This is a genomic window from Pseudomonas sp. G11 (assembly GCF_029457515.1).
Classification (GTDB): Bacteria; Pseudomonadota; Gammaproteobacteria; order Pseudomonadales; family Pseudomonadaceae; genus Aquipseudomonas; species Aquipseudomonas gorinensis.
The window spans coordinates 6,925,282-6,949,355 of sequence record NZ_CP120377.1; the positions used below are offsets into that span (position 1 = coordinate 6,925,282).

General features: G+C 62.2%; 20 protein-coding genes. 6 read left to right on the top strand and 14 right to left on the bottom strand.

The annotated features are described in order from the left end of the window. Positions 1 to 76 precede the first annotated feature (76 nt). The 4 genes from P2T68_RS31890 to P2T68_RS31905 form a co-directional block, all read right to left on the bottom strand. Entirely contained in the window at positions 77 to 2,260 is a 2,184-nt protein-coding gene (locus tag P2T68_RS31890; protein ID WP_277378771.1) for a xanthine dehydrogenase family protein molybdopterin-binding subunit, read from the bottom strand. Continuing rightward, positions 2,257 to 3,246: a xanthine dehydrogenase family protein subunit M gene (locus tag P2T68_RS31895; RefSeq protein WP_069077067.1), complete on the bottom strand. Its 990-nt coding sequence runs from the start codon at positions 3,244 to 3,246 to the stop codon at positions 2,257 to 2,259. Before P2T68_RS31895 ends, P2T68_RS31890 begins: the two co-directional genes overlap by 4 nt. Then, positions 3,243 to 3,767 (bottom strand): (2Fe-2S)-binding protein, encoded by a 525-nt coding sequence (locus tag P2T68_RS31900; protein WP_024077514.1) that lies wholly within the window; start codon positions 3,765 to 3,767, stop codon positions 3,243 to 3,245. The genes P2T68_RS31895 and P2T68_RS31900 overlap by 4 nt, the downstream gene beginning before the upstream one ends. Before the next feature lie 96 nt (positions 3,768 to 3,863). Continuing rightward, the gene (locus P2T68_RS31905) at positions 3,864 to 4,310 is read right to left on the bottom strand and encodes a DUF4879 domain-containing protein (protein ID WP_069077066.1); all 447 of its coding nucleotides are present in this window, start codon (positions 4,308 to 4,310) and stop codon (positions 3,864 to 3,866) included. Between the two features lie 188 nt (positions 4,311 to 4,498). Between P2T68_RS31905 and P2T68_RS31910 the strand changes: the two genes are divergently transcribed. Next, a complete protein-coding gene (locus P2T68_RS31910) occupies positions 4,499 to 5,794 on the top strand; it encodes an NCS2 family permease (protein WP_024077516.1) in 1,296 nt (431 codons plus the stop codon). Continuing rightward, positions 5,791 to 6,870: a tRNA (uridine(54)-C5)-methyltransferase TrmA gene (trmA, locus tag P2T68_RS31915; RefSeq protein WP_024077517.1), complete on the top strand. Its 1,080-nt coding sequence runs from the start codon at positions 5,791 to 5,793 to the stop codon at positions 6,868 to 6,870. Before P2T68_RS31910 ends, trmA begins: the two co-directional genes overlap by 4 nt. Positions 6,871 to 7,012: 142 nt before the next feature. On the opposite strand, the gene P2T68_RS31920 is transcribed toward trmA, so the two are convergent. The 7 genes from P2T68_RS31920 to P2T68_RS31950 all read right to left on the bottom strand — a co-directional run bounded on the left by P2T68_RS31920 (position 7,013) and on the right by P2T68_RS31950 (position 16,697). Further along, positions 7,013 to 8,329 carry a TolC family outer membrane protein gene (locus P2T68_RS31920; RefSeq protein WP_193689864.1) on the bottom strand — a complete coding sequence of 439 codons (1,317 nt, stop codon included), beginning with the start codon at positions 8,327 to 8,329 and terminating at the stop codon, positions 7,013 to 7,015. Continuing rightward, positions 8,326 to 9,651: an HlyD family type I secretion periplasmic adaptor subunit gene (locus P2T68_RS31925; RefSeq protein ID WP_277378772.1), complete on the bottom strand. Its 1,326-nt coding sequence runs from the start codon at positions 9,649 to 9,651 to the stop codon at positions 8,326 to 8,328. Before P2T68_RS31925 ends, P2T68_RS31920 begins: the two co-directional genes overlap by 4 nt. Beyond that, complete coding sequence (locus tag P2T68_RS31930; RefSeq protein WP_069077063.1) at positions 9,648 to 11,384, bottom strand: type I secretion system permease/ATPase; 1,737 nt, start codon at positions 11,382 to 11,384, stop codon at positions 9,648 to 9,650. The genes P2T68_RS31925 and P2T68_RS31930 overlap by 4 nt, the downstream gene beginning before the upstream one ends. Positions 11,385 to 11,546: 162 nt before the next feature. Continuing rightward, positions 11,547 to 12,167: a heme acquisition protein HasA gene (locus tag P2T68_RS31935; RefSeq protein WP_150055899.1), complete on the bottom strand. Its 621-nt coding sequence runs from the start codon at positions 12,165 to 12,167 to the stop codon at positions 11,547 to 11,549. A gap of 81 nt (positions 12,168 to 12,248) precedes the next feature. Then, complete coding sequence (locus P2T68_RS31940; protein ID WP_277378773.1) at positions 12,249 to 14,906, bottom strand: TonB-dependent receptor; 2,658 nt, start codon at positions 14,904 to 14,906, stop codon at positions 12,249 to 12,251. Positions 14,907 to 15,113: 207 nt separating this feature from the next. Beyond that, positions 15,114 to 16,112 carry a FecR family protein gene (locus tag P2T68_RS31945; RefSeq protein WP_102624483.1) on the bottom strand — a complete coding sequence of 333 codons (999 nt, stop codon included), beginning with the start codon at positions 16,110 to 16,112 and terminating at the stop codon, positions 15,114 to 15,116. A 63-nt stretch (positions 16,113 to 16,175) separates the two neighbouring features. Further along, the gene (locus P2T68_RS31950) at positions 16,176 to 16,697 is read right to left on the bottom strand and encodes an RNA polymerase sigma factor (protein ID WP_024077524.1); all 522 of its coding nucleotides are present in this window, start codon (positions 16,695 to 16,697) and stop codon (positions 16,176 to 16,178) included. A 206-nt stretch (positions 16,698 to 16,903) separates the two neighbouring features. Here P2T68_RS31950 and aroQ point away from each other — a divergent pair, with 206 nt between their 5' ends. Together aroQ and P2T68_RS31960 are read left to right on the top strand one after the other, a co-directional pair. After that, entirely contained in the window at positions 16,904 to 17,353 is a 450-nt protein-coding gene (gene aroQ, locus P2T68_RS31955) for a type II 3-dehydroquinate dehydratase (protein ID WP_024077525.1), read from the top strand. Beyond that, the gene (locus P2T68_RS31960; RefSeq protein ID WP_277378774.1) at positions 17,350 to 18,216 is read left to right on the top strand and encodes a shikimate dehydrogenase; all 867 of its coding nucleotides are present in this window, start codon (positions 17,350 to 17,352) and stop codon (positions 18,214 to 18,216) included. The genes aroQ and P2T68_RS31960 overlap by 4 nt, the downstream gene beginning before the upstream one ends. A gap of 161 nt (positions 18,217 to 18,377) precedes the next feature. On the opposite strand, the gene P2T68_RS31965 is transcribed toward P2T68_RS31960, so the two are convergent. Beyond that, positions 18,378 to 19,043, bottom strand: a complete 666-nt coding sequence (locus P2T68_RS31965) for a TetR/AcrR family transcriptional regulator (protein WP_041161028.1) — start codon at positions 19,041 to 19,043, stop codon at positions 18,378 to 18,380. Positions 19,044 to 19,123: 80 nt separating this feature from the next. Continuing rightward, complete coding sequence (gene quiC, locus P2T68_RS31970) at positions 19,124 to 21,025, bottom strand: 3-dehydroshikimate dehydratase QuiC (protein ID WP_069077060.1); 1,902 nt, start codon at positions 21,023 to 21,025, stop codon at positions 19,124 to 19,126. A 222-nt stretch (positions 21,026 to 21,247) separates the two neighbouring features. Here quiC and P2T68_RS31975 point away from each other — a divergent pair, with 222 nt between their 5' ends. Then, positions 21,248 to 22,582, top strand: coding sequence for an MFS transporter (locus tag P2T68_RS31975; protein ID WP_024077529.1), 1,335 nt, complete (start codon positions 21,248 to 21,250; stop codon positions 22,580 to 22,582). Here P2T68_RS31975 and P2T68_RS31980 read toward each other — a convergent pair whose 3' ends face one another. Next, positions 22,583 to 23,461 (bottom strand): DMT family transporter, encoded by an 879-nt coding sequence (locus P2T68_RS31980; RefSeq protein ID WP_024077530.1) that lies wholly within the window; start codon positions 23,459 to 23,461, stop codon positions 22,583 to 22,585. Between the two features lie 199 nt (positions 23,462 to 23,660). Between P2T68_RS31980 and P2T68_RS31985 the strand changes: the two genes are divergently transcribed. Further along, a complete protein-coding gene (locus P2T68_RS31985) occupies positions 23,661 to 24,074 on the top strand; it encodes a lipoprotein (protein ID WP_277378775.1) in 414 nt (137 codons plus the stop codon).

Consider the following 24,074-nt stretch of genomic DNA (forward strand, 5'->3'; position numbering starts at 1 on the left):
GTCGTGCAGATACCCATGGCTGCCGGGGGCAAGCCCCCTGCCACATCTGGATCGCCATGGGTTTGAAAGAACCGCGTTAGAGCACCTTATCCAGGGTGATCGGAAACTCCCGCACCCGCTTGCCGGTGGCGTGATAAATCGCATTGGCCACTGCCGCCGCCACTCCGACAATGCCAATCTCGCCCACGCCCTTGGACCCGAGGGCGTTGACGATCTCGTCGTGCTCTTCGACAAACAGCACGTCAATCTCGCCAATATCGGCATTCACCGGGATGTGGTACTCCGCCAGGCTGTGGTTCATGCCGCGCCCCAGTTGATGGTCGACCTGGGTCTCTTCATGCAGGGCCATGCCGATGCCCCATACCACCCCGCCGAGGATCTGGCTGCGCGCCATCTTCGGATTGACCACACGCCCAGCGGCAATCGCGCTGACGACACGGCTGACCTTGATCGTGCCCAGGTCCTCATCCACACGCACTTCAACGAACACCGCTGAATGGGTGGCGGTAGCGTAGCCCTCACGTTTTTTATCCGGTTCGCTGTCGACCTGCACCTCCAATGCGTCTTCGCCGCTGTCCTTGACCAACTGCGCCAACGTCACACTCACGTCACCGGTGTGCAACTGGCCGTCTTCAAAGCGTACGGATTCGGCCTCCTTGAATACCGGATAAGTCTGCCGGGCAATGCTCAGCAACTTGCTCGTCAACGCTTCGCAGGCCTGCTGCACGGCGGTGCCGACGGACGAGACGGTAAACGAGCCGCCCTGCAATGGCGCGGTGGGTAACGAAGAGTCGCCGAGCAGAAAACGCACATCCTCCACCGCCACACCGCTGGCCTGCGCCGCGATCTGGGTCATCACCGTGTAAGTCCCGGTGCCGATATCGGTGGTGGCACTGCTCACGGTCAGCTTGCCATCGGCGTCGATCCGCGCTTTGGCGCTGGCCTTCATCTGCATGGCTTCCCATACCCCGCCGGCCATGCCCCAGCCGATCAATTGACGGCCGTCGCGCATGCTGCGCGGTTCCGGGTTGCGCTCGCGCCAGCCGAAGCGCTCGGCGCCGTCGCGGTAGCACTCGCGCAGGGCTTTGCTCGACCAGGGTTTGTCTTCGTTCTGGTTGCGCTCGGCGTAATTGATCAAGCGCAGTTGCACCGGGTCCATGCCTAAGGCGCAGGCGAGTTCGTCCATGGCGCACTCCAGGCCGATCACGCCGAGGGCAGCGCCCGGTGCGCGCATGTCCAAGGGGGTGAACACGTCCAGGGGCACCAATTGGTAGGTCAGTTGGACGTTGTCGCAGTGGTAGAGCATGCCGCTCCACTCCACCACATGCTCGCTGAAGTCCTCGAAGCGCGAGGTCTGGCCAATCGCGGTGTGCCCCAGGGCCAGCAGGCGACCGTTGGCCGCGGCGCCCATCTGCAAACGCTGCAAGGTGCGCGGGCGGTAACCGAAGGTGAACATCTGTTGCCGGGTCAGGGTGACACGTACCGAACGCTTGAGCGCCAGGGACGCCATCACCGCCAACGGCAATTGGTATTGCGGGCGCAGGCCCGAGCCGAAAGCGCCGCCGACGAAGGCGGCAAAGATGCGCACCTGGCTTTTATCCAAGCCGAACACTTTTTGCACATAGGCTTGGCAGTTCTGCGGCCCCTGGGTCTTGTCATGGATATGCAGGGTGCCATCCGGCTGATACAGCACGGTACTGGCGTGGGGCTCCATGGGGTTGTGGTGTTCGATGGGAGTGATGTAGTGCAGGTCGAGGCTGACGGCGGCGGCGCTCCATTGGGCCTGAAAGTTTCCGCGCGGCTCGGGCGGGGTCTGCGGCGAAGGATAAGCGTGTTCCTGCCGGGCCAGCAGGTCGGTGTCGAAGGGTTCGGTTTCGTACTCGATTTCGACCAGGGAACCGGCATGCCGCGCCAGTTCCAGGTTGTCGGCGATCACCAGGGCCAGGGGCTGGCCGTTGTAGAGCACGCGGTCGTTGTACAGCGGGCGAAACGGCGAGCCATCCGCCGCGTCGGCATCGGCGAAGGCGTCATCGTAGCTGGCGATTGTCGGCCGGTTGAGGTGATCGAGCACCCTGACCACGCCCGGCAGCGCCAGGGCTTTGGTCGCATCGATCTTGATGACGCGCCCTTTGGCGATGGTGCTGGAGACCACGCTGCCATGAAGCAGGCCGTCCTCGGGAAACTCACCGGCATATCGTGCCTGGCCGGTGACTTTGAGCAGACCGTCGACACGGTCCAGGGGTTTGCCGATAGCCGTCATGGGCGTTCTCCTGCGACAGCGGCATCACTCAGTGCGCGAATGATTGCGCGGCGCGCCAGTTTGATCTTGAAGCCGTTGTGTTGCAGCGGCTCGGCGTCTTGCAGCAAAGCGTCGGCAGCGTTGCTGAAGGTTTCGCGGCTGACCGCCTGGCCGATCAGCGCGGTTTCCACCGCGCGATCACGCCAGGGTTTATGGGCCACGCCGCCCAGGGCCAGGCGGGCGTCGACGATACGATCGCCGTCCAGTTCCAAGGCCGCAGCGACGGAGACCAGGGCAAAGGCGTACGACGCGCGGTCGCGAATTTTCAGGTAGTGGCTGTGGCGTGCCAGGTGGTCGGCGGGCAACTCGATAGCGGTAATCAGTTCATCGTCGGCCAGCAGGTTGTCGCGCTGCGGCGTATCGCCGGGCAAGCGATGGAAGTCGGCAAACTCGATGACGCGCGCGCCGCCACGCCCTTGCACATGCACCCGCGCCGCCAGGGCGGCGAGGGCCACGCACATGTCCGACGGATGGGTGGCCACGCATTGCTCGCTGGCACCGAGGATCGCATGGATGCGGTTCAACCCGGTGCGCGCCGGGCAACCGCTGCCGGGCAGTCGTTTATTGCAGGGCACGGCGGCGTCATAGAAGTAGTAGCAACGGGTGCGCTGCAACAGGTTGCCGCCGGTGCTGGCCATATTGCGCAATTGCGGCGAAGCGCCGGCGAGGATGGCCTGGGACAGCAGCGGGTAGCGCTGCTCGATCAAGGGGTGCCAGGCCAGGTCGGCATTGCTGACCAGCGCACCGATCCGCACGCCACCCTCGGCCGTTTCTTCAACCGCGTGCAGCGGCAGCCCGGTGATATCGATCAGGTGCTCGGGCCGGCTGATGTTTTCTTTCATCAGGTCGAGCAGGTTGGTACCACCGGCAATAAAGCGCGACGCCGCGCTGCTCAGGTGCACCGCCTCATGCACATCGGCCGGCTTGCTGTAGTGGAAGGGATTCATCGCTGACCTCCCCGGGCACGGCAGGCCGGCAGTGCGTCTTCGATGGCTGCGCGGATGTTGGTATAGGCACCGCAACGGCACAGGTTGCCGCTCATCAGCTCCTGGATCTGCGCGCTGTCGTGGGCGCGGCCTTCATTGGCCAGGCCAACCGCGGAACAAATCTGGCCAGGGGTGCAGTAACCGCACTGGAAGGCATCGTGGGTGATAAAGGCTTGCTGCATCGGGTGCAGTTGCTCCCCGTCGGCCAGGCCCTCGATGGTGGTCAGCTCGGCGCCGTCGCACATCACGGCCAGGGTCAGGCAGGCGTTGACGCGTTTGCCGTCGCGCAACACCGTGCAGGCGCCGCATTGGCCGTGGTCGCAGCCTTTTTTGCTGCCGACCAGGTCCAGTTGTTCGCGCAGCAGGTCCAGCAGCGTGGTCCAGGGCAACACGTCCAGTTGGCGAGCCTGGCCGTTCAGGGTCAAGCGTATCGAGTGGGCGACGAACGGTTGGGTCGCCGCGCCATTGGGGGTCGCGCTCATAAACACCTCACGGGTTGGTGGACATCCGCGGCGTTCAGGAAAGTCGCCGTCTCAGGGGTACGACTTCCCGGGGTTTTGAGCGTTCAAGCTGATTGATCAGCGGATATTGAGCTGTGTCTTCAAGGTGTTCTGCGGGCCGTTGATCGAGGAGTTGCTGTATTCGAACCAGCCTTGGGCTTCGACATTCAGGTCAAATACATAGATGTAGCCCATCAGGGTGCCTGCCCCGTTGCAGGCTTGGCTGATGTTGCCGACCTGGCACACGGGCGTACGTTGCCCGTTCAGCTCGGCACCATTGAAGCGGCCCATGGGGTTGTGGCCCAGGCCGACTTCCATCACCGACACCTTGGTAGGCCCGCGATGCGTGCACATCTGCGTACTTTGCGCGCGTTCCGGGATGGTTTCGCTGCAACCCGCCGACTCAACCTTGAACACGCGCACCTCGCTCAAGGGCGGTGCAGTCGCGCCCCACACCGGTGCCGCGCCCAACCACAGGCCGAGACAAGTGATCAGGGCTAGACTCCACGCGTTGGCTTTTTTCATGCTGTCGATGACCCGCTATTGAACGTCGCCGCAGTATGCCTCAAGGCCATGCGCCACACAGCCTCGGCTGCTGGTATGATGCGCCGCTTTTTCCGATCCTCTCTGGAACCACAGGCGCTTGGCGCAGTTTGTGCTTTGACTTAGAGGTCAACAAATAACGACGCAACATAGCGTCACAGGGAGCAGGCATGCTGGAAAAGCTGTTTCAACTCAAGGCACACAACACCAACGTGCGCACCGAGATTCTCGCGGGCATCACGACATTCCTGGCCATGGCCTACATCTTGTTCGTGAACCCGAGCATCCTCGGCGAGACCGGCATGGACAAGGGCGCCGTCTTCGTCGCGACCTGCCTGGCCGCCGCCATCGGTTCGACCGTCATGGGCCTGATCGCCAACTACCCGATCGCCCTGGCGCCGGGCATGGGCCTCAACGCCTTCTTCACCTACACCGTGGTCCTGCACATGGGCCATACCTGGCAAGTGGCGCTGGGTGCGGTGTTTATTTCGGCGGTGTTGTTCTTCCTGCTGTCGATCTTCCGCATCCGTGAATGGATCATCAACAGCATCCCCCTGCCCCTGCGCTCGGCGATTGCCGCCGGTATCGGCCTGTTCCTGGCGCTGATCGCCCTGCACAACGCCGGGATCGTGGTCAGCAACCCGGCCACCATGGTGGGTCTGGGCGACTTGAAACAACCGGCACCGATTCTCGCCACCCTCGGTTTCGTGCTGATCGTGGCCCTTGAAGCCCTGGCCGTGCGCGGCGCGGTGCTGATCGGCATCCTGGCGGTGACCGTCGTCTCCATCCTGCTGGGTGTCACGCCCTTTGGCGGCGTAACGTCGATGCCACCGTCCCTGGCCCCGACCTTCCTGCAGCTGGATATCAAGGGCGCGCTGGATATCGGCCTGGTCAGCGTGATCTTCGCCTTCCTGTTCGTCGACCTGTTCGACAACTCCGGCACCCTGATCGGCGTGGCCAAGCGCGCCGGCCTGATGGGCAAGGACGGCCACATGCCGAAAATGGGCCGTGCGCTGATCGCCGACAGCACCGCGGCGATGGCCGGTTCGCTGCTCGGCACCTCGACCACCACCAGCTACATCGAATCCGCCGCCGGCGTGAGTGCCGGTGGCCGTACCGGCTTGACCGCCATCGTGGTGGCAATCCTGTTCCTGCTGGCGCTGTTCTTCTCGCCACTGGCCGCCAGCGTTCCGGCCTTCGCCACCGCACCGGCGCTGCTGTTCGTCGCGGTGCTGATGACATCGGGCCTGGCGGAAATCGACTGGGAAGACATTACTGTTGCAGCGCCAGTGGTGATTACCGCCCTGGCGATGCCCTTCACTTACTCCATCGCCAACGGCATTGCCTTCGGTTTCATCGCCTGGACCGCCATCAAGCTGCTTTCGGGCCGCTACCGTGAGCTGAACCCGGCACTGGTGATTCTGTCGATTCTGTTTGTGATCAAGCTGGGCTGGTTCAACGCATGACTTTTGATGCCGCACGCTACACCGTTCAACTGCAAGACAAGGTCACGCGCTTGCGTGACCTGCTGGCACCGTTCGACGCCCCCGAGCCGCAGGTCTTCGACTCGCCGCTGCAGCACTTTCGCCTGCGCGCGGAGTTTCGCCTGTGGCGCGAGGGTGGCGAGCGCCACTATGCGATGTTCTCCCAGGATGACAAACGCACGCCGATCCTGATCGAAGAATTTCCCATCGCCAGCCAACGCATCAACCAGCTGATGCCCCAGCTCAAGGCCGCCTGGCAAGCCAGCGCCGCCCTGAGCCACAAGCTGTTCCAGGTGGAATTCCTCACCACCCTGGCGGGCGACGCGATGATCACCCTGTGCTATCACCGCCCGCTGGACGAGCATTGGCACACGGCCGCGAACCAACTGGCTGCGGATCTGAACGTGAGCATCATCGGCCGCTCCAAGGGCAAGCGCGATGTGATCGGCCATGACTACGTGGTGGAAAAACTCGACGTCGGCGGCCGCACGTTCAGCTACCGCCAACCCGAAGGTGCGTTCACCCAGCCCAACGGCACGGTGAACCAGAAGATGCTCAATTGGGCGTACGAAGCCCTGGGCGATCGCGCCGATGATTTGCTGGAGCTGTATTGCGGCAACGGCAACTTCACCCTGCCGCTGGCTACCCGCGTGCGTAAAGTGCTGGCTACCGAGATCAGCAAGACCTCGGTGAATGCGGCGTTGAGCAACCTCGATGAAAACGCGGTGGATAACGTCACCCTGGTGCGCCTCTCCGCCGAAGAACTCACCGAAGCGCTGAACGAAGTGCGCCCGTTCCGTCGCTTGCAGGGCATCGACCTGAAAAGCTACGAATTCGGCAGCGTCTTCGTCGACCCGCCCCGCGCCGGCATGGACCCGGACACCTGCGAACTGACCCGGCGCTTCGAGAACATCCTGTACATCTCCTGCAACCCGGAGACGCTGGCGGCGAACATTGCGCAACTGCATGACACGCACCGCATTACACAGTGCGCGATGTTTGATCAGTTTCCATGGACCCATCATATGGAGTCCGGGGTGTTGCTGACCCGGCGATAAATCTGCCAGACACCACAGATTCCCTGTAGGAGCTGGCTTGCCAGCGATGACGGTGCATCAGTCAGCACATGTGTTAACTGAACCACCACCCTCGCCGCTAAGCCGCCCCCTACGGGGGCCTGTGTATTGGCAAAGACCCTACTCATGCCGACGGCTGGAAATACCGCGCCAACGCGCGCAAATCCTGCTCGCTCAGCACCCCCGCGTAATACTTCAACTGAATCCTCGCCAGCAGATACGCATGCCGCGCATTCGCCAGGTCGCGGCGAGCGGTGAACAGTTGTTGCTCGGCGTCGAGCACGTCGAGGTTGACCCGCTCACCGCCGGCAACACTTTTTTTCGTCGCAGTAACCAGCGCAGTGGCAGAGCTGACCGCCATTTCATAAGCACGCACTTTGGCCGCGCCGCTGGTATTGAGGTTGAACTGCTTACGCAACTCCACCAGCGTGGCCGAGGTTTGCGCATCCAGTTCGTATTGGGCCTGGGACAGTTGATTGGCCGCCTGGCGCGTAGAGGCCGATACTCCGCCGCCAGCGAACAGCGGCAGGCTGACCTGGATGCCGACCGTGTTGGTGTCGTACTTCTGGTTGTAGCTGCTTTCCGAGTCGGAGTTGGTCTGGCGGCTGGTGGCGTACAGGCTGACCTTGGGCATGTGCCCGGCGCGCTTGCGCTCCACTTCATAGGACGCCACGTCCAAGGCATGGTGCTGGGACTGGAGCTCCGGGTTGTTGGCCATGGCCAGTTCGCGCCAGGTTTCGAAACGGTTGGGTTCCAGCGGCGGGATCTCGAATTGGCGCGTCAACGGCGCCAGTTCTTCGATCTGCAGCGGTTGGCCGACGATGGCTTCCAACTCACGCAGGGCGCTGTCCTGGGCATCCAGGGATTCGATTTCTTCGGCCTGGGCCAGGCTCAGGCGTGCCTGGGTTTCCAGCACATCGGTGCGCGTGCCTTCGCCACCTTTGAGCAGGCGATCATTGAGTTGCAGGCGCTCGGCGTACGCACGTTTCTGCGCACGGCTCAGCTCGATGCGCTCTTGGGCCAACAAGGCCTGGCTGTAGGCGTTGAGAACCCGCACCGCCAGTTCCTGGCTCTTGCCGCGAAAGCGTTCATCGGCCATCAAGGCCTGGGCAGTGCCCTGGCGAAAGCGCGCGTAGGCTTCATAATCCAGCAGCGGTTGTTGCAAGGTCAGGGTCGACGCATAACTGCGGTAGTCACGGTCGCTGGTGACATCACCCGCCGTCACTTCGGACTCATTGCGCGAGTTGTTGTAACTCCACGACAGGTTCGGCAACAACGCCGCTCGGCCGATCAGGCGATTTTCTTCACCGCCTTCACGCGCCTGAATGGCTGCCTGAAAGGTCGGATCATTGCGCAGGGCCAAGTCGTAGGCATCCAGCAAACCCAAGGCCTGGGCCGCCGAGGAACACGCGAAACACAGGGTAAACAACAGCGCCTTCATTCTTCCACCAGGGCCATGTGGGTGCGATCCATCAGGGGTTTGAACAGGTAGTTGAGCATTGAGCGCTCACCGGTCTTGACGAAGGTTTCCACCGGCATGCCTGGGCGGATCTGCACGCCGTCCAGTTGCTGCACGCCCGCCGCACTGACCTGGGCACGCAGCGTGTAATACGGCTCGTCGGTGCGCTCATCGACCTGGCGGTCCGCCGAGACCAGCGTCACCTCGCCGGCGACCCGTGGCGTGGTGGATTGGTTGAACGCCGAGAACATCAATTCCACCGGCAAGCCCGGGTGCACTTTGTCGACCATCTGCACCGGGACCCGCGCTTCAACCAGCAAGGGCTCGCCCTGAGGCACGATATCCATCAACGCCTGGCCGGGCTTGATGACGCCGCCTTCGGTGTACACGTCCAGCCCCACCACCACGCCCGACACCGGCGCTCGCACCAGGCTATTGGCCAGTTCGAACTCGGCCGAGGCCAGCCGATTGCGCAGGTCGTCGCTGCGGGTGCGGGCCTCTGCCAACTGGCCGCGCAGGTCTGTCTGGAAATCTTCGCCAAGCTGGCGGATGCGCAGGCGCAGTTCGAGAACCTGGCGCTGCAATTGGCCGATGCGGCCGTAGTCCTCGGCGATGGCGCCGTCGATCTGTGAATACAGGCGCTCGCTGTCGAGCAGGCGATTGCGCGGGATGTAACCGTCACGAGCCAACTCGCGCAGGCCTTGCAGTTGCTCATTCAACGCCGCGCGCTGCTGGACTTTGCTCGCTTGCGAATCCCGTGTGCCACGCAACTGCGCCTCGGCCCCGGCGATGGTTTCGCGCAGGCCTTGTTGCTCCGTGGCCAGTGCCTGGGCGCGACTCTTGAACAATTGCCGTTGCAGGTCCAGGGTGCCCGCCGCCTCAGGATCGTTGAGCAGTTCAGGACCGAAGTTGATCACCGCTAAACCTTCGCTTTCGGCGCTCAAGCGCGCCTCGCTGGCCAGGGACGCCAGGTACTGGCTGCGCAGGGACTGCATCTGCCCGCGCAACGGGGTTTCCTTCAAGCGCAGCAGCACCTGGCCGGCGTTGACCACATCACCGTCGCGCACCTCGATACGCTCGACGATGCCCCCGGCCGGGTGCTGCACGGTCTTGCGATGGCCCGAGACCATGACCTTGCCCGGCACCGCCACGCCCTTGTCCAGTGGCGCCAACGCTGCCCAGCCGAGGAACCCGGCAAAGCCACCGAGCACCAACAGCCAGCCCAGGCGCGAATACTTTTTGTCATCCAGCGCCAGCACATTGTTCGGCGCATCACTGATCAGCACGGGTTTGCTCTGGCTCATGCCTGTTTTCCTTCACCGAGGCGGTAACTCATGCTCATGGTCGATACCGGCTTGGCCGCAGCCGGTTTCTGCCGCGCTTCCAACACGCGCGCGGTTGGGCCGAAGGCCTGCAACTGGCCTTCCCTGAGGATCAGCAGTTGGTCAGTCAGGGTCAGCAGATTGGGCTTGTGGGTGATCAGGATCACCGTGCGGCGCTGTTGCTTGAGCTGGGTGATGGCCTGGAGCAGAGCCTGCTCGCCCACTTCATCGAGGTTGGCGTTGGGCTCATCCAGCACGATCAGCGCGGGCACGCCGTACAGCGCACGCGCCAGGGCGACACGCTGTTTCTGGCCGCCAGACAACCCGGCGCCGCCCTCCCCCAACTGCGTGTCGTAGCCCTGGGGCAGTTGCAGGATCAACTCATGGACGCCGGCCATTTGTGCGGCGGCGAGGACTTTGTCCGCATCGACCTCGACAAACCGTGCGATGTTATCCGCGATGCTGCCGGCGAACAGTTGAATGTCTTGCGGCAGGTAGCCGATGTGTGGGCCCAATTGCTGTTTGTCCCACAGGGCCAGGTCGGCACCGTCCAGCCGCACCTTGCCGGCCAAGGGCGCCCAGGCACCTACCAGTATTCGAGCCAGGGTGGATTTGCCGCAGCCCGACGGCCCGATCACCCCCAGCACCTCACCCGCGGCCAGAGTAAACCCAAGGTTGGCCAGCGCCGGCCGACGGCTGCCGGGAGCACAGGCACTGATTTGCTCGACGCTCAGTTGGCCTTTGGGCACCGGCAGGCTCATCCTTTCGGGCCGCGCCGGGTTGGCCTCCAGCATCTGTGACAAGCGATCAAACGCCAGGCGCGCCGAGCCCCACTGTTTCCACACACCGATCAACTGGTCGATCGGGCTGAGCACGCGGCCCATGAGGATCGAGCCGGCAATCATCATCCCCGGCGTGATATCGCCCTGCACCGCGAGTAACGCACCCAGGCCCAGCACCAGCGACTGCAACGCCAGGCGCACACCCTTGGACCAGGCGGTGACGGTCGCAGTCTTTTCACTCGCCAGGTTCTGCTGTGCCAGAAAGGCCTGGTGCTGGCCGAACCAACGCGCACGCAAGGTGGCGAGCATGCCCATGGCTTCGATGGCGTCGGCATTGCGCAGGTTGGCCGTGGCCTGCTGGCTGGCGCTGATGGACAGTTGGCTGGCCAGGGACATCGGGACCTGGCTGACGTGATGGTTGACCCACGCCAGCACGATCAGCAGCACTGCGCCAATCAGGGCCAGCAGCCCGAGCCAAGGGTGGAACAGGAAGATCACCAACAGGTACACCGGAAACCATGGCGCGTCGAAGAACGCGAACAACGCCTGCCCGGTGGCGAACTGGCGCAGGGTGGTCAGGTCATGCAGTGCCTGGCCGGCCGCCTGGATGCCGCCCTTGAGTTGCGCTTCGAACGCAGCGTCGTACACCCGCTGGTTCAGGCGCATGTCCATCTGCGTGCCGAGGCGGATCACCACCTGGCTGCGCACCCACTCCAATGCCCCCATCAGGCCGAACAGGCCGAGGATCATAAGCGTCAGCATGAGCAGGGTCATCTGGTTGCCCGAGGCCAGCACCCGGTCGTACACCTGCAGCATGTACAGCGCCGGGGCCAGCATCAGCAGGTTGATCACCGCCGAGAACAGGCCGATGTTGAAGAAGCCACTTTTATAAGCCGTGAGGGCGGCCAGGGTTTCGTTGCCGGCGTGGCGCATCTGGGGATTCTCAAAGGGTTGAGCGGGCAGCGTCGTTGCGTTGACAGGCTGTACGACGCTGCGCAGAATTCGGCACCGCCGTCGCTGAAGAAGTAGAAGGCTTGGGCGACGGCGGTGTGTCACGCGGCGAATGGGAGAGCGATCTTCCATTCGCTTTTTTGCTTAGGCGGCCAGGGCGAAGTCCTGGGGCACGTCTTGCACGCCAACCAGCGCCACATCGGAGGCTGCGACCGAAGCCGAGTCCACATGCGCCACACCGGCAGCGGCCAGTTGGTCGAACGTCGAGTTGATCGACAGGCTTGGGTCAATGTCCTTGAGCAAGGAGTCGATCGCCGAAGCCAGCGCCGAGCTGTCGCCACTCATCAAGCCGTAGACAATTTTGTGCACCTGGCCGTCGCGGCCTTCGGACTGCAGGCTCGACAGGCCCAGGTTGGTGAAGCTGACTTCCTGGCTGGCAATGGTGTAGCCACCGCTGGCTGCGCCACCGGCGAGGGTATCGCCAAAGGTCAGTGCGTCGAGCGAACCCCAGAGCGTATGTGAAGGCGGATTGAACAAGGTGTAATGCAGGTTGCCCTCGGCCACTACCGCTGCATCGCTGACGGTGCTTGATACGCCATATTGAGTGCCGTCGAACGGCCCAGGATTGAAACCACCGGTGTTCACACCCTCTTTGACCGACCCTTCACGGTGGTTCAGGTCACCAAAGTAAGCCGACCAGTCGCTCAAGTACTGGGCAACGGTGTTCGTGGCGTAGCTCGTGCTGTATGAAATAGAAATGCTCATGCAAAACTCCAAGTCATGGGGTGGTAACTCCGCAGCAAGCCGGTGCCCGCTGTGGTTTTGCCCGTCACTGGGCAAAATCGGTCAGAACTGATATTCAACGGTGCCCTGCAAGGTGCGCCCACGGCCCAGGGTGAAGGCCAGCACATCGCCCAGGGGCACCAGGTAGGCGCGGTCGGTGACGTTCTCCATGGCCAGGCGCAAGGTCAATTGGTCGGTAGCGCGGTAGCTGCTGTACAGGTCATAGACGGTGTAAGGCTTCCAGTCGGCGGGGTAGACGCCGGTCTGTGAAGTGGTCACGCCGACGCCGCCTTTCACGTAATAACCAGCGCTATAACGGGCGCGAACCCCCACATCCAACTTGCGCTCCAAGAAACGCGCCCCCAGGGTCGCGGTGCCGCGATCCATCGGCATGTGCTCGGAGGAGCCGAGGATGGCATTGCAGCCCACGGCGGCATTGGCCGCGTCGTCCGGCACCATCGCGTCCACCGGCGTGCGGTTGCCCGGCCGCTTCTGGGTCTTGGTAACGCCCCCCAACCACGCAGTCTTGCTGCAGAACTTGTTGCTGCCGAGCATGCGCGTGTAGTTGACCTGGCCGTAGGCGAAACCCGCGTCGTAATCCAACTGGTATTCGAGGCCGCGAAAACGCGTGGTCTCCAGGTTGTTGACGTAAGCCGCATTGCCGATATTGGCAATGCCATAACCGGGTGGCTGCACGCCCAGGGCCATGTAGGAAAAATCATCGACGCGGGTATTGAAGTAGGACACCTTCATGCCCGCCCGGTCTTCCGCGAACAGCAGGTCTTCCTTGAGCACATTGAAGCCCACCTCCCACGCCGTGGACGTCTCGGGTTTCAAGTAGGGGTTAGGAAGAATCGACTCCGAACCGCCTCCATGGGGCCGGCCGCTGACCAGGCTTTCGGTGACTGCCGGCGGTCGCCAGCCCTTGCCGTACGTGGCGAACAGTTGCAGCCAATCCACGCCTGGCTTGACCGACAGACCGACGGTGGGCGAAAAATGCCCTTCTTCCCGATCCACGTCATAGGTCATGGGCAAGCCGATTTGCCGCGTAGTGCCGATGATGAAGGTGCGCGTGTTCAAGCCCGTTTCGCCGCGTAGCCGATAGCGGTCGTAGCGCAACCCGGCATTGAGGTTCAGCCAGTTGTCGTAGTCGTAATCCAGGCGCGCGAACAGGCTGCCCATCGCCCGATCCCCCCTGGGCGTGATGCTTTCCGCCGCCGAGGCCGTCACCGCCGAATCGGCGGCCACCATCTGGTTGGAGTCCGGCCGCACCTTGTCGTAGAAAAACTCCAGCCCATAGTTGGCCTTGATCACGGACAGCTCGCTCAAGGCAAAGGTCGAGATGTTCTGCGCCTGGAAACCATAGGTGTTGGTCTGATAGGTAACGTCGTAGCCCTTGCTGCTGCCACGGGTCAGCGTGGTTTGGTCATTGCGGGTATCGACGTAGTAAAGCTTGGCCTTGAAATCGATCAGCGGGTTGTCCGGCGTGTAGCTGTAGTCCAGTGCGAAGTTCTGCGCCGTGACGTTGCTGCTGCCGAGTTTTTCCCATAGCTGGGCTTTTTCGGCGGTCATCATGTTGACGTCGTCGTAGTCGACTTCGGTGGTCAGGTAGCTCAGTTGCAGACGCTGATCCACCGGCAGGTTGATACCGAGCTTGAGCAGGCGCGAGCGCATCACCGAGCCGGTGTACTCGACGGTGGAGTTCTTGATCCGATCCTCGCTGGCCGGCAGGAAGGAACTGCCGGTGCGCAGTTCACCGATGCTGCCTTTAGTCCCGGGTTTGTAATCACCGAGATGACGCTCACTGGCGGCCACCAGCATGTCCCACACGTCCGTCCCCACGGCAAACGCCGAACTGCCAATAAAATGCGTGCCGTTGCTGCGCCCGCCCAGCCCCGTGGTCAAGCGGATGCGCCCGCCGATTTCCTTACCGCCCTTGAGCAGGTCGGCCGCTTCCACGGTGCGAAAGTTGGCCACCCCGCCGATCACCCCGGCGCCGCCCATCGTGGAAGTGGCGCCCTTCTCGATCACCACCTCCGACAGCAATTCCGGGTCGACATACAGCGTGCCATTGCGTTGCTGGTGACCACTTTGCTGGTAGTTCTGGCGCATGCCGTCCACCGACATATTGACCCGGCCGTAGTCCTGGATACCGCGAATATTCACCGACAGCCCAGGGTCTTGCTGGCTGACCGCCGAGTAGACGCCCGGCGCCTCCTCGAGCATCTCAGCGGCATGCCGTGGCGGGTTGCGATCCAATTGCTCACGCCCCACCACACTCACCGAACGTGGCGATGAATACACCCAGTCGTTGGGGTGCAGGCCGGTGATTGTGGTGGTCGCCAGCGCCAAAGCGGCGCCGCTCTGCTCTACGCGGGTCAGGGTGACTTGGCGCTCGCCATTGAAGCGATACTCCACGGGCGCATTCCCCAGCAAATACGCCAGGCCTTCCTGCACGCCGTACTGCCCCTTCACCGTAGTGCTTTGCAAACCCGCCAGGCGCTGGCTGTCGAATAGCACTTGCAGACCGGCCTGGTCGGCGAACGCCAGCACCGCACTGCCCAGGGATTGTGCAGGGATATCCAGCATCAGCACCGCCGGTTGCGCAGCACTCGCCTGAGACTGAGCGGCGAATACTGGAGCCACTGCGGCGAACAGGCCAACGTGGATGGCCAGGGCTAACCGGCTTGCGGTGATACGCCCCTTGTTGAGTGCTGACATTTCTGTTGTTCCCTGCGCTGAGCGTTTTTGTTTATGCGAATGCTTCTCACCTAGCAAGACGTGCGACGCGCAGGAAGTCAGTAAGACTTTTTCAAAAGTTTCTAAAGGGCGGGTTTCAAGGCGAGGTATGTGTAGGAGCCGGCTTGCGGGCGATGACGTCAGAAAGACCACCGCACATCGCTCGGCAAACCGGCTCCTACAGGGCAATCAATAGATCAGGCTGAGGCCTGCCAGGTCAAAGCGTTGCACTTGAAGTTCCTGGGTGAGGGTGCCGAGGGCGGTGTCGAGCATGTCGAGGCGGAACACGCCGCTGACTTCGCGATCGCCCAGTGCCGAGTCTGTCAACACCACACGCCCGGGGCGGTAGAGGTTGAGTTGCTCGATGACTTTGGCCAGGGGCTGGTGATCGAAGATCAGTACGCCGCGTCGCCAGCTGGTGGCGCGTTCCACATCGAAGGGGTCCATGGCCACGATGCCTTCCTGGAGGTTGTAGCGTGCGGCCAGGCCTTCCTTGACCACCCTGTCGGCCGGGCCTTTTATCGGGATGGCTTGCAGGGAAACCTCGACACTGTGCTCCAGCACGCCGACCCACGCCTGGCTGTCGCTCTCGCGTGCCACCACAAACCGCGTGCCCAGCGCCCGGGTTTGCCCCCCGGCGCTCTGCACCACAAAAGGCCGGGTTTCCTCGCCCACCATCGGCGCCACGTCGAAGATCGCCGAGCCCTGGAGCAGGCGGATACGGCGTTGCACACCGTCGTAATCCAGGCGAATGGCACTGCCGGAGTCCAGCTCGACCTTGCTGCCATCGGCCAGTTGCACGGTGCGCACCTCGCCTTTCTCGGTGAGGTAATCCGCTTGCATGCGCAGCAACACCTCTGGCCCGCGCACCCAGCCGACACCGGCCACCACCACGACCAGCGCGACGGCCGCCGCACGTTGCCAAGACCTGCGCCGTTTGGCCCGGCGCACGGGCATCGTCGTCGCTGATGAGCGCTGGCGGTTCACCGGCGGTTCCTTGTACACGTCGCCCAGTGCCGCCCACGTCTGTTCGGCAAAGCGCAATGCCGCTTCATGACGGCTGTCGCAGGCAATCCAATGCTGCAGTTCGGCCTGCTCCTGATCGGTCAGGGCACCGGCGTGCAGGCGCACCGCCCACTCGGCGGCCGCCTCGGTAATGCTGTGCTGTTGCGGACCCTGGCTATTCACGTGTGAATCTCGAATTTTTCGTTATGTAACGCTGTGACGTCTGACGTGGCGCATTTCGGTAACTCATTCGTCGGATGGCGCCCTCTCGCCTTCCTGCAAGCGTTGCATCACGTAGGCCAACGCTTTGGCCAGGTGCTTTTGTACGGAACTGTCAGAGATGTCCAGGTGCCTCGCGACCTGAGCGTGGGTCATGCCTTCGATGCGGTTGAGACGGAAAATCTGCTGGGTGCGCTCCGGCAACTCCGCCAGTGCCTGCTTCAATGCCTGTCGCTGTTGCTGCGCCATTGCCTGAGCCTCCAACCCGGCCACTTCATCTTCAATCTCGGCCAACGCCTCATGGGGCACGGAGTCTGTCTTGCGCCGCGCTTCCTGGCGAATATGGTCGATCAGCAGATTGCTCGCCGTTCGATAGAGATAGCCCTGGGAGTTGTCGATGCGCTCGCCGGCCGGCTTTTCCGCCAGGCGCAGGAAGCTCTCCTGCACCAGATCTGCGGCCAACTGCGGGTCCCGTACCTTGCGCGCCAGATACCCGCGCAAGGTATCGGCATGCTTGAGAAACAGGCCTTTGAGATCCACGTCCGACAAACCGACTCCCTGGAATGTTAAGGAAACAGGCAAGCATCTTAAGCGTTGTCGAGAATGATTTTCAATTGATATCTAATCTGATCCAGCCAGGTGAAGGGTCGGATTAACTGTTCGATAATCGAACACATCCTCTGCCGCCAATTGACCAAATTAACCATTCAGTACATTTTATCTCCACAACCAACAATAACTGTGGAGAGACCCTTATGCCGCCCATCGTGCTGGTGCTCAACGGCCCCAACCTCAACCTGCTCGGCACCCGCGAGCCCGCGACCTACGGCCATGAAACCCTGGCCGACGTGGCCGCCCTGTGTGGTCGCAGCGCCGAGCAACTGGGGTTGAAAATCGAGTTTCGCCAGACCAACCACGAAGGTGAATTACTCGACTGGATCCACGGCGCCCGCACCCGTTGCGCCGGTATCGTGATCAACCCGGCGGCCTGGACCCACACTTCAGTGGCGATTCGTGACGCTCTGGTGGCCAGTGAAGTGCCGGTGATCGAAGTGCACCTCTCCAACGTGCATGGCCGTGAAGCCTTCCGCCATCATTCCTTTGTGTCGCCCATCGCCAAGGCGGTGCTCGCGGGTTTCGGCAGCCATGGCTATCACCTGGCCCTGGAACATTTCAGCCAGTTGCTCAAGGGGGCGGCTCGATGAAACCGCGCGTCCTCGCTGGCCTGATCGGCGCCGGTATCCAGGCTTCCCGCACGCCAGCCCTGCATGAACAGGAAGGCGATGCCCTGGGCTTGCGCTACCTCTACCGACTGATCGATCTGGAACCGCTGCAACTGACTCTCGACGCCCTGCCCGACCTGCTGGACGCCGCCGAGCGGATGCACTTCACCGGTTTGAACATTACCTACCCGTGCAAGCAAGCGATCCTGCCGCTGCTTGATGAATTGTCTGACGAAGCGCGGGGCATTGGCGCAGTCAATACCGTGGTGTTCAAGGCTGGCAAACGTATTGGCCACAACACGGATTGCCTGGGGTTTGCCGAGGGCTTTCGCCGTAACCTCAACGATGTGCCGCGTCAGCGCGTGGTGCAGATGGGCGCCGGTGGCGCTGGCGCAGCAGTGGCGCACGCGTTGCTGGCCGAGGGTGTCGAACAATTGAGTGTGTTCGATGTGGACGCCAGCCGCGCCCGGGACCTTGTGGATAACCTGGCGCAACATTTTGGCAGCGGTCGCGCCCAGGTGGGCAGTGACCTGCAAAACGCCATGGCCGAGGCCGACGGCTTGGTCAACACCACGCCAATGGGCATGGCCAAGCTGCCCGGCACGCCGGTGCCCGCTGCTTTGCTGAGAGCCGAACTGTGGGTGGCTGAAATCGTGTATTTCCCGCTGGAAACCGAACTGCTGCGTGATGCCCGCGCCTTGGGCTGCCGCACCCTGGATGGCGGCAATATGGCGGTGTTTCAGGCGGTAAAAGCGTTTGAGCTGTTCAGTGGTGAGGTGGCGGATGCGCAGCGGATGCTGGCGCACTTCCAAAGCATGAATGGCTCAATGAGTGGACTGAACTAACCCCTGTAGGAGCGAGCTTGCTCGCGAAAAACGTCAACGATAACGCGTGCTTCCTGAATCAATGCGGTGCCCGTGAGTTCTTCGCGAGCAAGCTCGCTCCTACAAAAAAAGCCTTAATTGAACGGCATTTAGGGCAAGCCACAACGATTTCTGCGCTGACTTCAGGCCTGCAGGTAACGCAGCACCGAATCACAAATCATGTCCCGATGCCGCTGCTTAACCGCCTCATCCGACAGGTCGATCTGAAAAATCTCACTGAACGTATGGCGGTTGGACACCCGGTAAAAGCTGAACGAGTTGATCAGCAGGTGCACGTCCAGCGGCTCCAACCCGGCCCGGAACACCCCCATCTCAGCCCCACGGCGCAACGTCGCACCCAGCGCTTCCAGGATGTTGCTGTTCATCGCCTTGATCGAGTCGGAACGCTTCACGTACTCGGCATTGTGGATATTTTCGATGCTGACGATGCGCACGAAATCCACGTTCTGGTCATGGTGATCAAAGGTGAACTCCACCAGCCGCCGGATCGCCTCACGGGGTTCCAGGGCGGTGAGGTTCATGCGGGTTTCGGTGTTGCGGATATCACCGTAGAGCTTCTCCAGCACCTCGACGTACAACTGCTCCTTGCTGCCGAAGTAGTAATAGATCATGCGCTTGGAGGTATGGATGCGCTCGGCGATGGCATCCACGCGAGCGCCGGACAGACCCTGCTGAACAAACTCGACAACGGCTTCCTGGAGAATGTTCTCGCGGGTCTTTTCCGGATTGTTCTTGCGACTCTTGCGCGGTGCATCTGACACAGCGGAGAGATCGGGAGTCAGGGTCATGGTGCGCTCACGGCCGGTTTTATTGTGCAGGCCGCGATTATGGGCCGAGGCGCTCCCCGAAGGAAGCACCTGGCCACCGGTTACAACCGAGCCTGGCGTACCGCGCCGCTGCGCGACTTGGCCATCGCCGCCAGGCGCACCGCCACGTTGGCCGCACCGTAGCCGGCATAGCCGTTCTTGCGCTGGATGATTTCGAAGAAGAACCGCCCTTCGAACGGCTCGGTGTACACATGAAACAACTCACCGCCCTGGGCATCGCGGTCATACAGCACGTTGTAGTACGCCAACTCGCTGAGGAACTCATCGTCGAAGTCAAAGCGCGCCGCCAGGTCGTCGTAGTAGTTGAGCGGGATATCCAGCAACGGCACGCCCGCCTCCTTGGCGCGGCGTACCTCGGCGAAAATATCCGCGCAGTCGAAGGCAATGTGATGCACACCCGAGCCGCGATAGCTCGACAGTGCGTGGGAAATGGCGGTGTTGCGATTCTCGGAGATATTGAGCGGCAGGCGAATCGAGCTGCAGCGGCTGCGCAACGCGCGGCTTTTCACCAGGCCGTAAGGGTCGGGCAACACCACTTCATCATCGGCTTCGAAATCCAGCAGGCTCTTGTAGAACAGCACCCAGCTGTCGAGGCTGTCGGCGGGCAAAGCCATGGCCATGTGGTCGATACGCAGCAGGCCACCGCTGGAGGCGCTGACCGGTTGCAGGTTGAAATCGGTGTCGTACAACCCGCCTTCGCTGGGGTCTACCAGGTAGATCAGGCTGCCGTCCGGCGCACGGACAGCCGCCAGTTCCAGCTCATTGGGGCCCACCAGGCCGCGATAAGGTTGGCCCTTGTAGGCCACCGCGCGCTGCAATGCCTTGGCGCTGTCCTTGACCCGAATCGCGGTGGCGCACAACGACGGGCCATGGGCCTCGAAGAAGTTGTGGGCAAAGGAATAGGGTTCGCAATTGAGGATCAGGTTGATATCGCCCTGGCGCAACAGGCTGACGCTCTTGGAGCGGTGCTGGCCGGCCTTGACGAAGCCGAGGCGCTCCAGCCATTGGGTCAGCTTGGCGCCGAGGCTTTCATCCACCGCAAATTCGAGGAACTCGATACCGTCGTACTCGCTGGCGGCAGGGGTTTCGAACAAGATATCGACCGGCGCGGCGGGTTGTTCCCGCGCCAGGCGCTGGCGGGTTTTCTCCTCCAGGTACAGCAACGAGCGCAGGCCATCGGCAGCATTCGCCCGGGTCGGTGCCGCGCGGAACCCGTCGTTGAAAATCTCCAGGGACAGCGGCCCGGTGTAGCCGCTCTGGATGATCGGTGCCAGAAAACCCGCCAGGTCGAATTCACCCTGGCCGGGGAAGCAGCGAAAATGCCGGCTCCACTCCAGCACATCCATGGCCAGGATCGGCGCGTCGGCCATTTGCACAAAGAAGATCTTGTCGCCGGGAATCTCGGCGATGCCACTGGGGTCGCCCTTGAGCGACAAGGTGTGGAAACTGTCGAGCAGCACGCCAAGGCTCGGATGATCGACCTGACGCACCAGGTTCCATACCTGCTGCCAGGTGTTCACGTGCTTGCCCCAGGCCAGCGCTTCATAACCGATACGCAGGCCACGGCGGCCGGCGTGCTCGGCTAGAAGGCTCAGGTCGTCCAGCAGAATCCGTTCATCGCCTACGCAGTCGGCCGAGGCATTGCTGCACACCAGCACCAGGTCGGTGCCCAGTTCCTGCATGAGGTCAAACTTACGCTCGGCGCGCTCCAGGTTGCGGGCCAGGCGGTCACGGCGGCAACCTTCAAAGTCACGAAACGGCTGAAACAAGGTGATAGCAATGCCCAGGTCGGCACACATTTGCCTGACTTCTCGCGGGCTGCCGTCGTAATACAGCAGATCGTTTTCGAAGATTTCAACGCCATCAAACCCGGCAGCCGCGATGGCTTCGAGTTTTTCCGGCAGGGTTCCGCTCAAGGAAACAGTGGCAATAGAGCGTTGCATGGGGCGACTCCCGGCATTTGAGGCTCGTCTTATTTAGGGCAAATTATTGGCTGCTAAACTGCTCACAGCAATTGAAATGTACGAACCGGTTAGTTTTTAGGGCGATTATCGAACACAATGGTGGTTGGCGAATTGACGATTTTTTAGCCACTGCGCACCATCGATCACGCAACAAGACCCAGACCACACCATAAAAATTTCAAAAAAAACGGGTACTCCCTCATGCCTTCGCAAAACTCCGTCCTGGCCGCGCGCCCGGCCACCCCGCACGCCGGTATCGGCGATAAGATCCGCGGCGCACTGGCCGTCGGTAAAACCCGCTGGGGCATGCTGGCCCTGGTGTTCTTCGCCACCACCCTGAACTACATCGACCGCGCCGCCCTTGGCGTGATGCAACCGATCCTGGCCAAAGAGATGAGCTGGACGGCGATGGACTACGCCAACATCAACTTCTGGTTCCAGGTCGGTTATGCGATTGGCTTTGTGCTGCAAGGCCGTCTGATCGACCGCGTAGGCGTCAAGCGCGTGTTCTTCTGCGCGGTACTGTTGTGGAGCCTGGCCACCGGTGCCCACGGCCTGGCCACCTCGGCGCTGGGCTTTATGGTCTGCCGCTTTATCCTCGGGCTGACCGAAGCCGCCAACTACCCGGCCTGCGTCAAGACCACCCGCCTGTGGTTCCCGGCCGGCGAACGCGCAGTAGCCACCGGCATCTTCAACGCCGGCACCAACGTCGGCGCGATGATGACGCCAATGTTGCTGCCATTGATCCTGCACGTGTGGGGCTGGCAGGCGGCGTTCCTGTGCATGTCGGCACTGGGCGCCATCTGGCTGCTGTTCTGGGGCTTGAAGTACTTCAACCCGGAAGACCATCCAACGGTCAAGCAATCCGAATTGGACTACGTGCAACAGGAAGTCGAACCGGAACAACCCCGCGTGCCCTTCAGCCGTATCCTGCGCATGCGCGGCACCTGGGCCTTCGCCCTCGCCTACGCGCTGACGGCGCCGGTGTTCTGGTTCTACTTGTATTGGCTGCCGCCGTTCTTGAACCAGCAATACAACCTGGGCATCAACGTGACCCAGATGGGCATTCCGCTGATCATCATCTACCTGACCGCCGACTTCGGCAGCGTAGGGGGCGGGATTCTGTCGTCGTTCCTGATCGGCCGTGGGATGAACTCGATCAAGGCGCGGCTGCTGTCGATGCTGCTGTTTGCCTGCTGCATCGTCGGCGTGATCATGGCGGCCGGTTCCAGCCAGCTGTGGGTCGCGGTGTTCGCCATCTCCCTGGCCATCGGCGCACACCAGGCCTGGACCGCGAATATCTGGAGCCTGGTGATGGACTACACGCCCAAGCACATGATGAGCACGGTGTTCGGTTTCGGCGGCATGTGCGCGGCCATCGGCGGTATGTTCATGACCCAGATCGTCGGCCACATCCTGACTGTGACCAACAACAACTACACCGTGTTGTTCACCCTGATCCCGGCGATGTACTTCATCGCGCTGACCTGGATGTACTTCATGGCACCGCGCAAGATTCCTACCGTCGCCGTGTAATCAACGCCGCCGCTGCTGCCAGGCAGCGGCCAACCCGCTCATGCAGATCACCCCGATGCCGACCACCGTGGTCATATCGGGGGTATGGTTGAACACCAGCCACCCCAACAACCCCGCGAAGACGATCTGGCAATAGCCGAACGGCGCCAGCAAGGCCGGTGCCGCAAAGCGGAACGCCTGGGTCAGCATCAAGTGTGCAGTCATCCCGCAGGTACCCAGTGCCAGCATCAACGCGCCGTGCCACAGGCTCGGCACCTGCCAGAAGAACGGCACCATCGCACTCATCACCAAGGTATTGCACAGCCCGGCGAAGAAGTTGCTGGTGGTCGGCGTGTCGTATTGGCTGAGAATGCGCGTCAGCAGTTGGTAGAAACAGAAGAACAGCGCCGAGCACAACGGCAGCAGCACCGCAGGCGTGAACAACTCACCGCCGGGGTGGATGATCACCAGCACGCCGACAAACCCGCAGACCACCGCCAGCCATTGGCCGCGGGTCACGTGTTCACCCAGCAGCGGCACCGAGAGCGCGGTCACCAGGATCGGCGCGAGGAAGTTCACGGCCGTGGCTTCGGCCAATGGGATGAAATGCAGCGCCGAGGTGAAAAACAGGCTGGTGCCCAGCAGGCACAAGGCCCTGACGACCTGCATCCCCGGGCGTTTACTGCGCAGCACGCGTAGCCCCGATTGCGGCAGGAAAATCCCGGCCATCAGCAAGGTGTGCACCAGGTAGCGCGCCCACACCACCATCACGATCGGGTAGAACCCGGCCAGGTATTTGGACAGGGCGTCATGGCTGGAGAACAGAAACGTCGCCAGCACAATCAGCAGGATGCCTTTGAAGGGATGGTTGACGCCGGAAAGCGGGGTACTGACAGTCATTGAATTCTCTGGCTTGGCGAGCGGAACGCTGAGCACTGAACGAAGTGGCGCTCAACCCGGTAATCTAGCAGCCGGGCGGGAGTCTGCCCCAAGAGCATAACCAAACAACGTGCGAACAGCGCACTAAATCACGGGAATCGAGTCCAACGCTGCACGCTCGCTCCCGCGTTGCACACTTTTTAACCAAGGCCCTGCCGTCATGAAAAAAAACCTCTTTCTTCTCTGCGCCGTTGCGCTGCTCGCCGCTTGCAACCAGGAAGCCAAGGACGCCCCCAAACCTGCCCCGGCCTCCGTGCAGGCCACGCTGGTGCCGCAAACCCCGCCCACTGACCAGTGGGTCGGCAAGTGGATCGGGGTGGAAGGCTTGAACCTGACCATCGCCAAAGACGACAGCATCGGCCGAGGCCACTACGTTCTAACCATGCAATACGGCCTTGACGCTGGCGACTCCGGCACCTTTAAAGGGGAAGCGGCCGACGGCGGTATTGCCTTCACCCGCCCGGATGGCCCGCAACTGCTGCGCGCCGGAGATGGCGAAGCGACCGGGCTGAAATGGCTGGCGGATAAAAAGGACTGCCTGATCGTCGCCACCGGCGAAGGCTATTGCCGTTAA

Excerpts from the sequence above, each read along its gene's own strand:
- trmA (WP_024077517.1), top strand. The coding sequence starts at position 5,791 with ATGACTTTTGATGCCGCACGCTACACCGTTCAACTGCAAGACAAGGTC.
- P2T68_RS31890 (WP_277378771.1), bottom strand. The coding sequence starts at position 2,260 with ATGACGGCTATCGGCAAACCCCTGGACCGTGTCGACGGTCTGCTCAAA.
- aroQ (WP_024077525.1), top strand. The coding sequence starts at position 16,904 with ATGCCGCCCATCGTGCTGGTGCTCAACGGCCCCAACCTCAACCTGCTC.
- P2T68_RS31900 (WP_024077514.1), bottom strand. The coding sequence starts at position 3,767 with ATGAGCGCGACCCCCAATGGCGCGGCGACCCAACCGTTCGTCGCCCAC.
- P2T68_RS31985 (WP_277378775.1), top strand. The coding sequence starts at position 23,661 with ATGAAAAAAAACCTCTTTCTTCTCTGCGCCGTTGCGCTGCTCGCCGCT.
- P2T68_RS31925 (WP_277378772.1), bottom strand. The coding sequence starts at position 9,651 with ATGAGCCAGAGCAAACCCGTGCTGATCAGTGATGCGCCGAACAATGTG.
- P2T68_RS31930 (WP_069077063.1), bottom strand. The coding sequence starts at position 11,384 with ATGCGCCACGCCGGCAACGAAACCCTGGCCGCCCTCACGGCTTATAAA.
- P2T68_RS31910 (WP_024077516.1), top strand. The coding sequence starts at position 4,499 with ATGCTGGAAAAGCTGTTTCAACTCAAGGCACACAACACCAACGTGCGC.
- P2T68_RS31965 (WP_041161028.1), bottom strand. The coding sequence starts at position 19,043 with ATGACCCTGACTCCCGATCTCTCCGCTGTGTCAGATGCACCGCGCAAG.
- P2T68_RS31940 (WP_277378773.1), bottom strand. The coding sequence starts at position 14,906 with ATGTCAGCACTCAACAAGGGGCGTATCACCGCAAGCCGGTTAGCCCTG.
- P2T68_RS31960 (WP_277378774.1), top strand. The coding sequence starts at position 17,350 with ATGAAACCGCGCGTCCTCGCTGGCCTGATCGGCGCCGGTATCCAGGCT.
- P2T68_RS31975 (WP_024077529.1), top strand. The coding sequence starts at position 21,248 with ATGCCTTCGCAAAACTCCGTCCTGGCCGCGCGCCCGGCCACCCCGCAC.
- quiC (WP_069077060.1), bottom strand. The coding sequence starts at position 21,025 with ATGCAACGCTCTATTGCCACTGTTTCCTTGAGCGGAACCCTGCCGGAA.
- P2T68_RS31920 (WP_193689864.1), bottom strand. The coding sequence starts at position 8,329 with ATGAAGGCGCTGTTGTTTACCCTGTGTTTCGCGTGTTCCTCGGCGGCC.
- P2T68_RS31905 (WP_069077066.1), bottom strand. The coding sequence starts at position 4,310 with ATGAAAAAAGCCAACGCGTGGAGTCTAGCCCTGATCACTTGTCTCGGC.
- P2T68_RS31895 (WP_069077067.1), bottom strand. The coding sequence starts at position 3,246 with ATGAATCCCTTCCACTACAGCAAGCCGGCCGATGTGCATGAGGCGGTG.
- P2T68_RS31935 (WP_150055899.1), bottom strand. The coding sequence starts at position 12,167 with ATGAGCATTTCTATTTCATACAGCACGAGCTACGCCACGAACACCGTT.
- P2T68_RS31980 (WP_024077530.1), bottom strand. The coding sequence starts at position 23,461 with ATGACTGTCAGTACCCCGCTTTCCGGCGTCAACCATCCCTTCAAAGGC.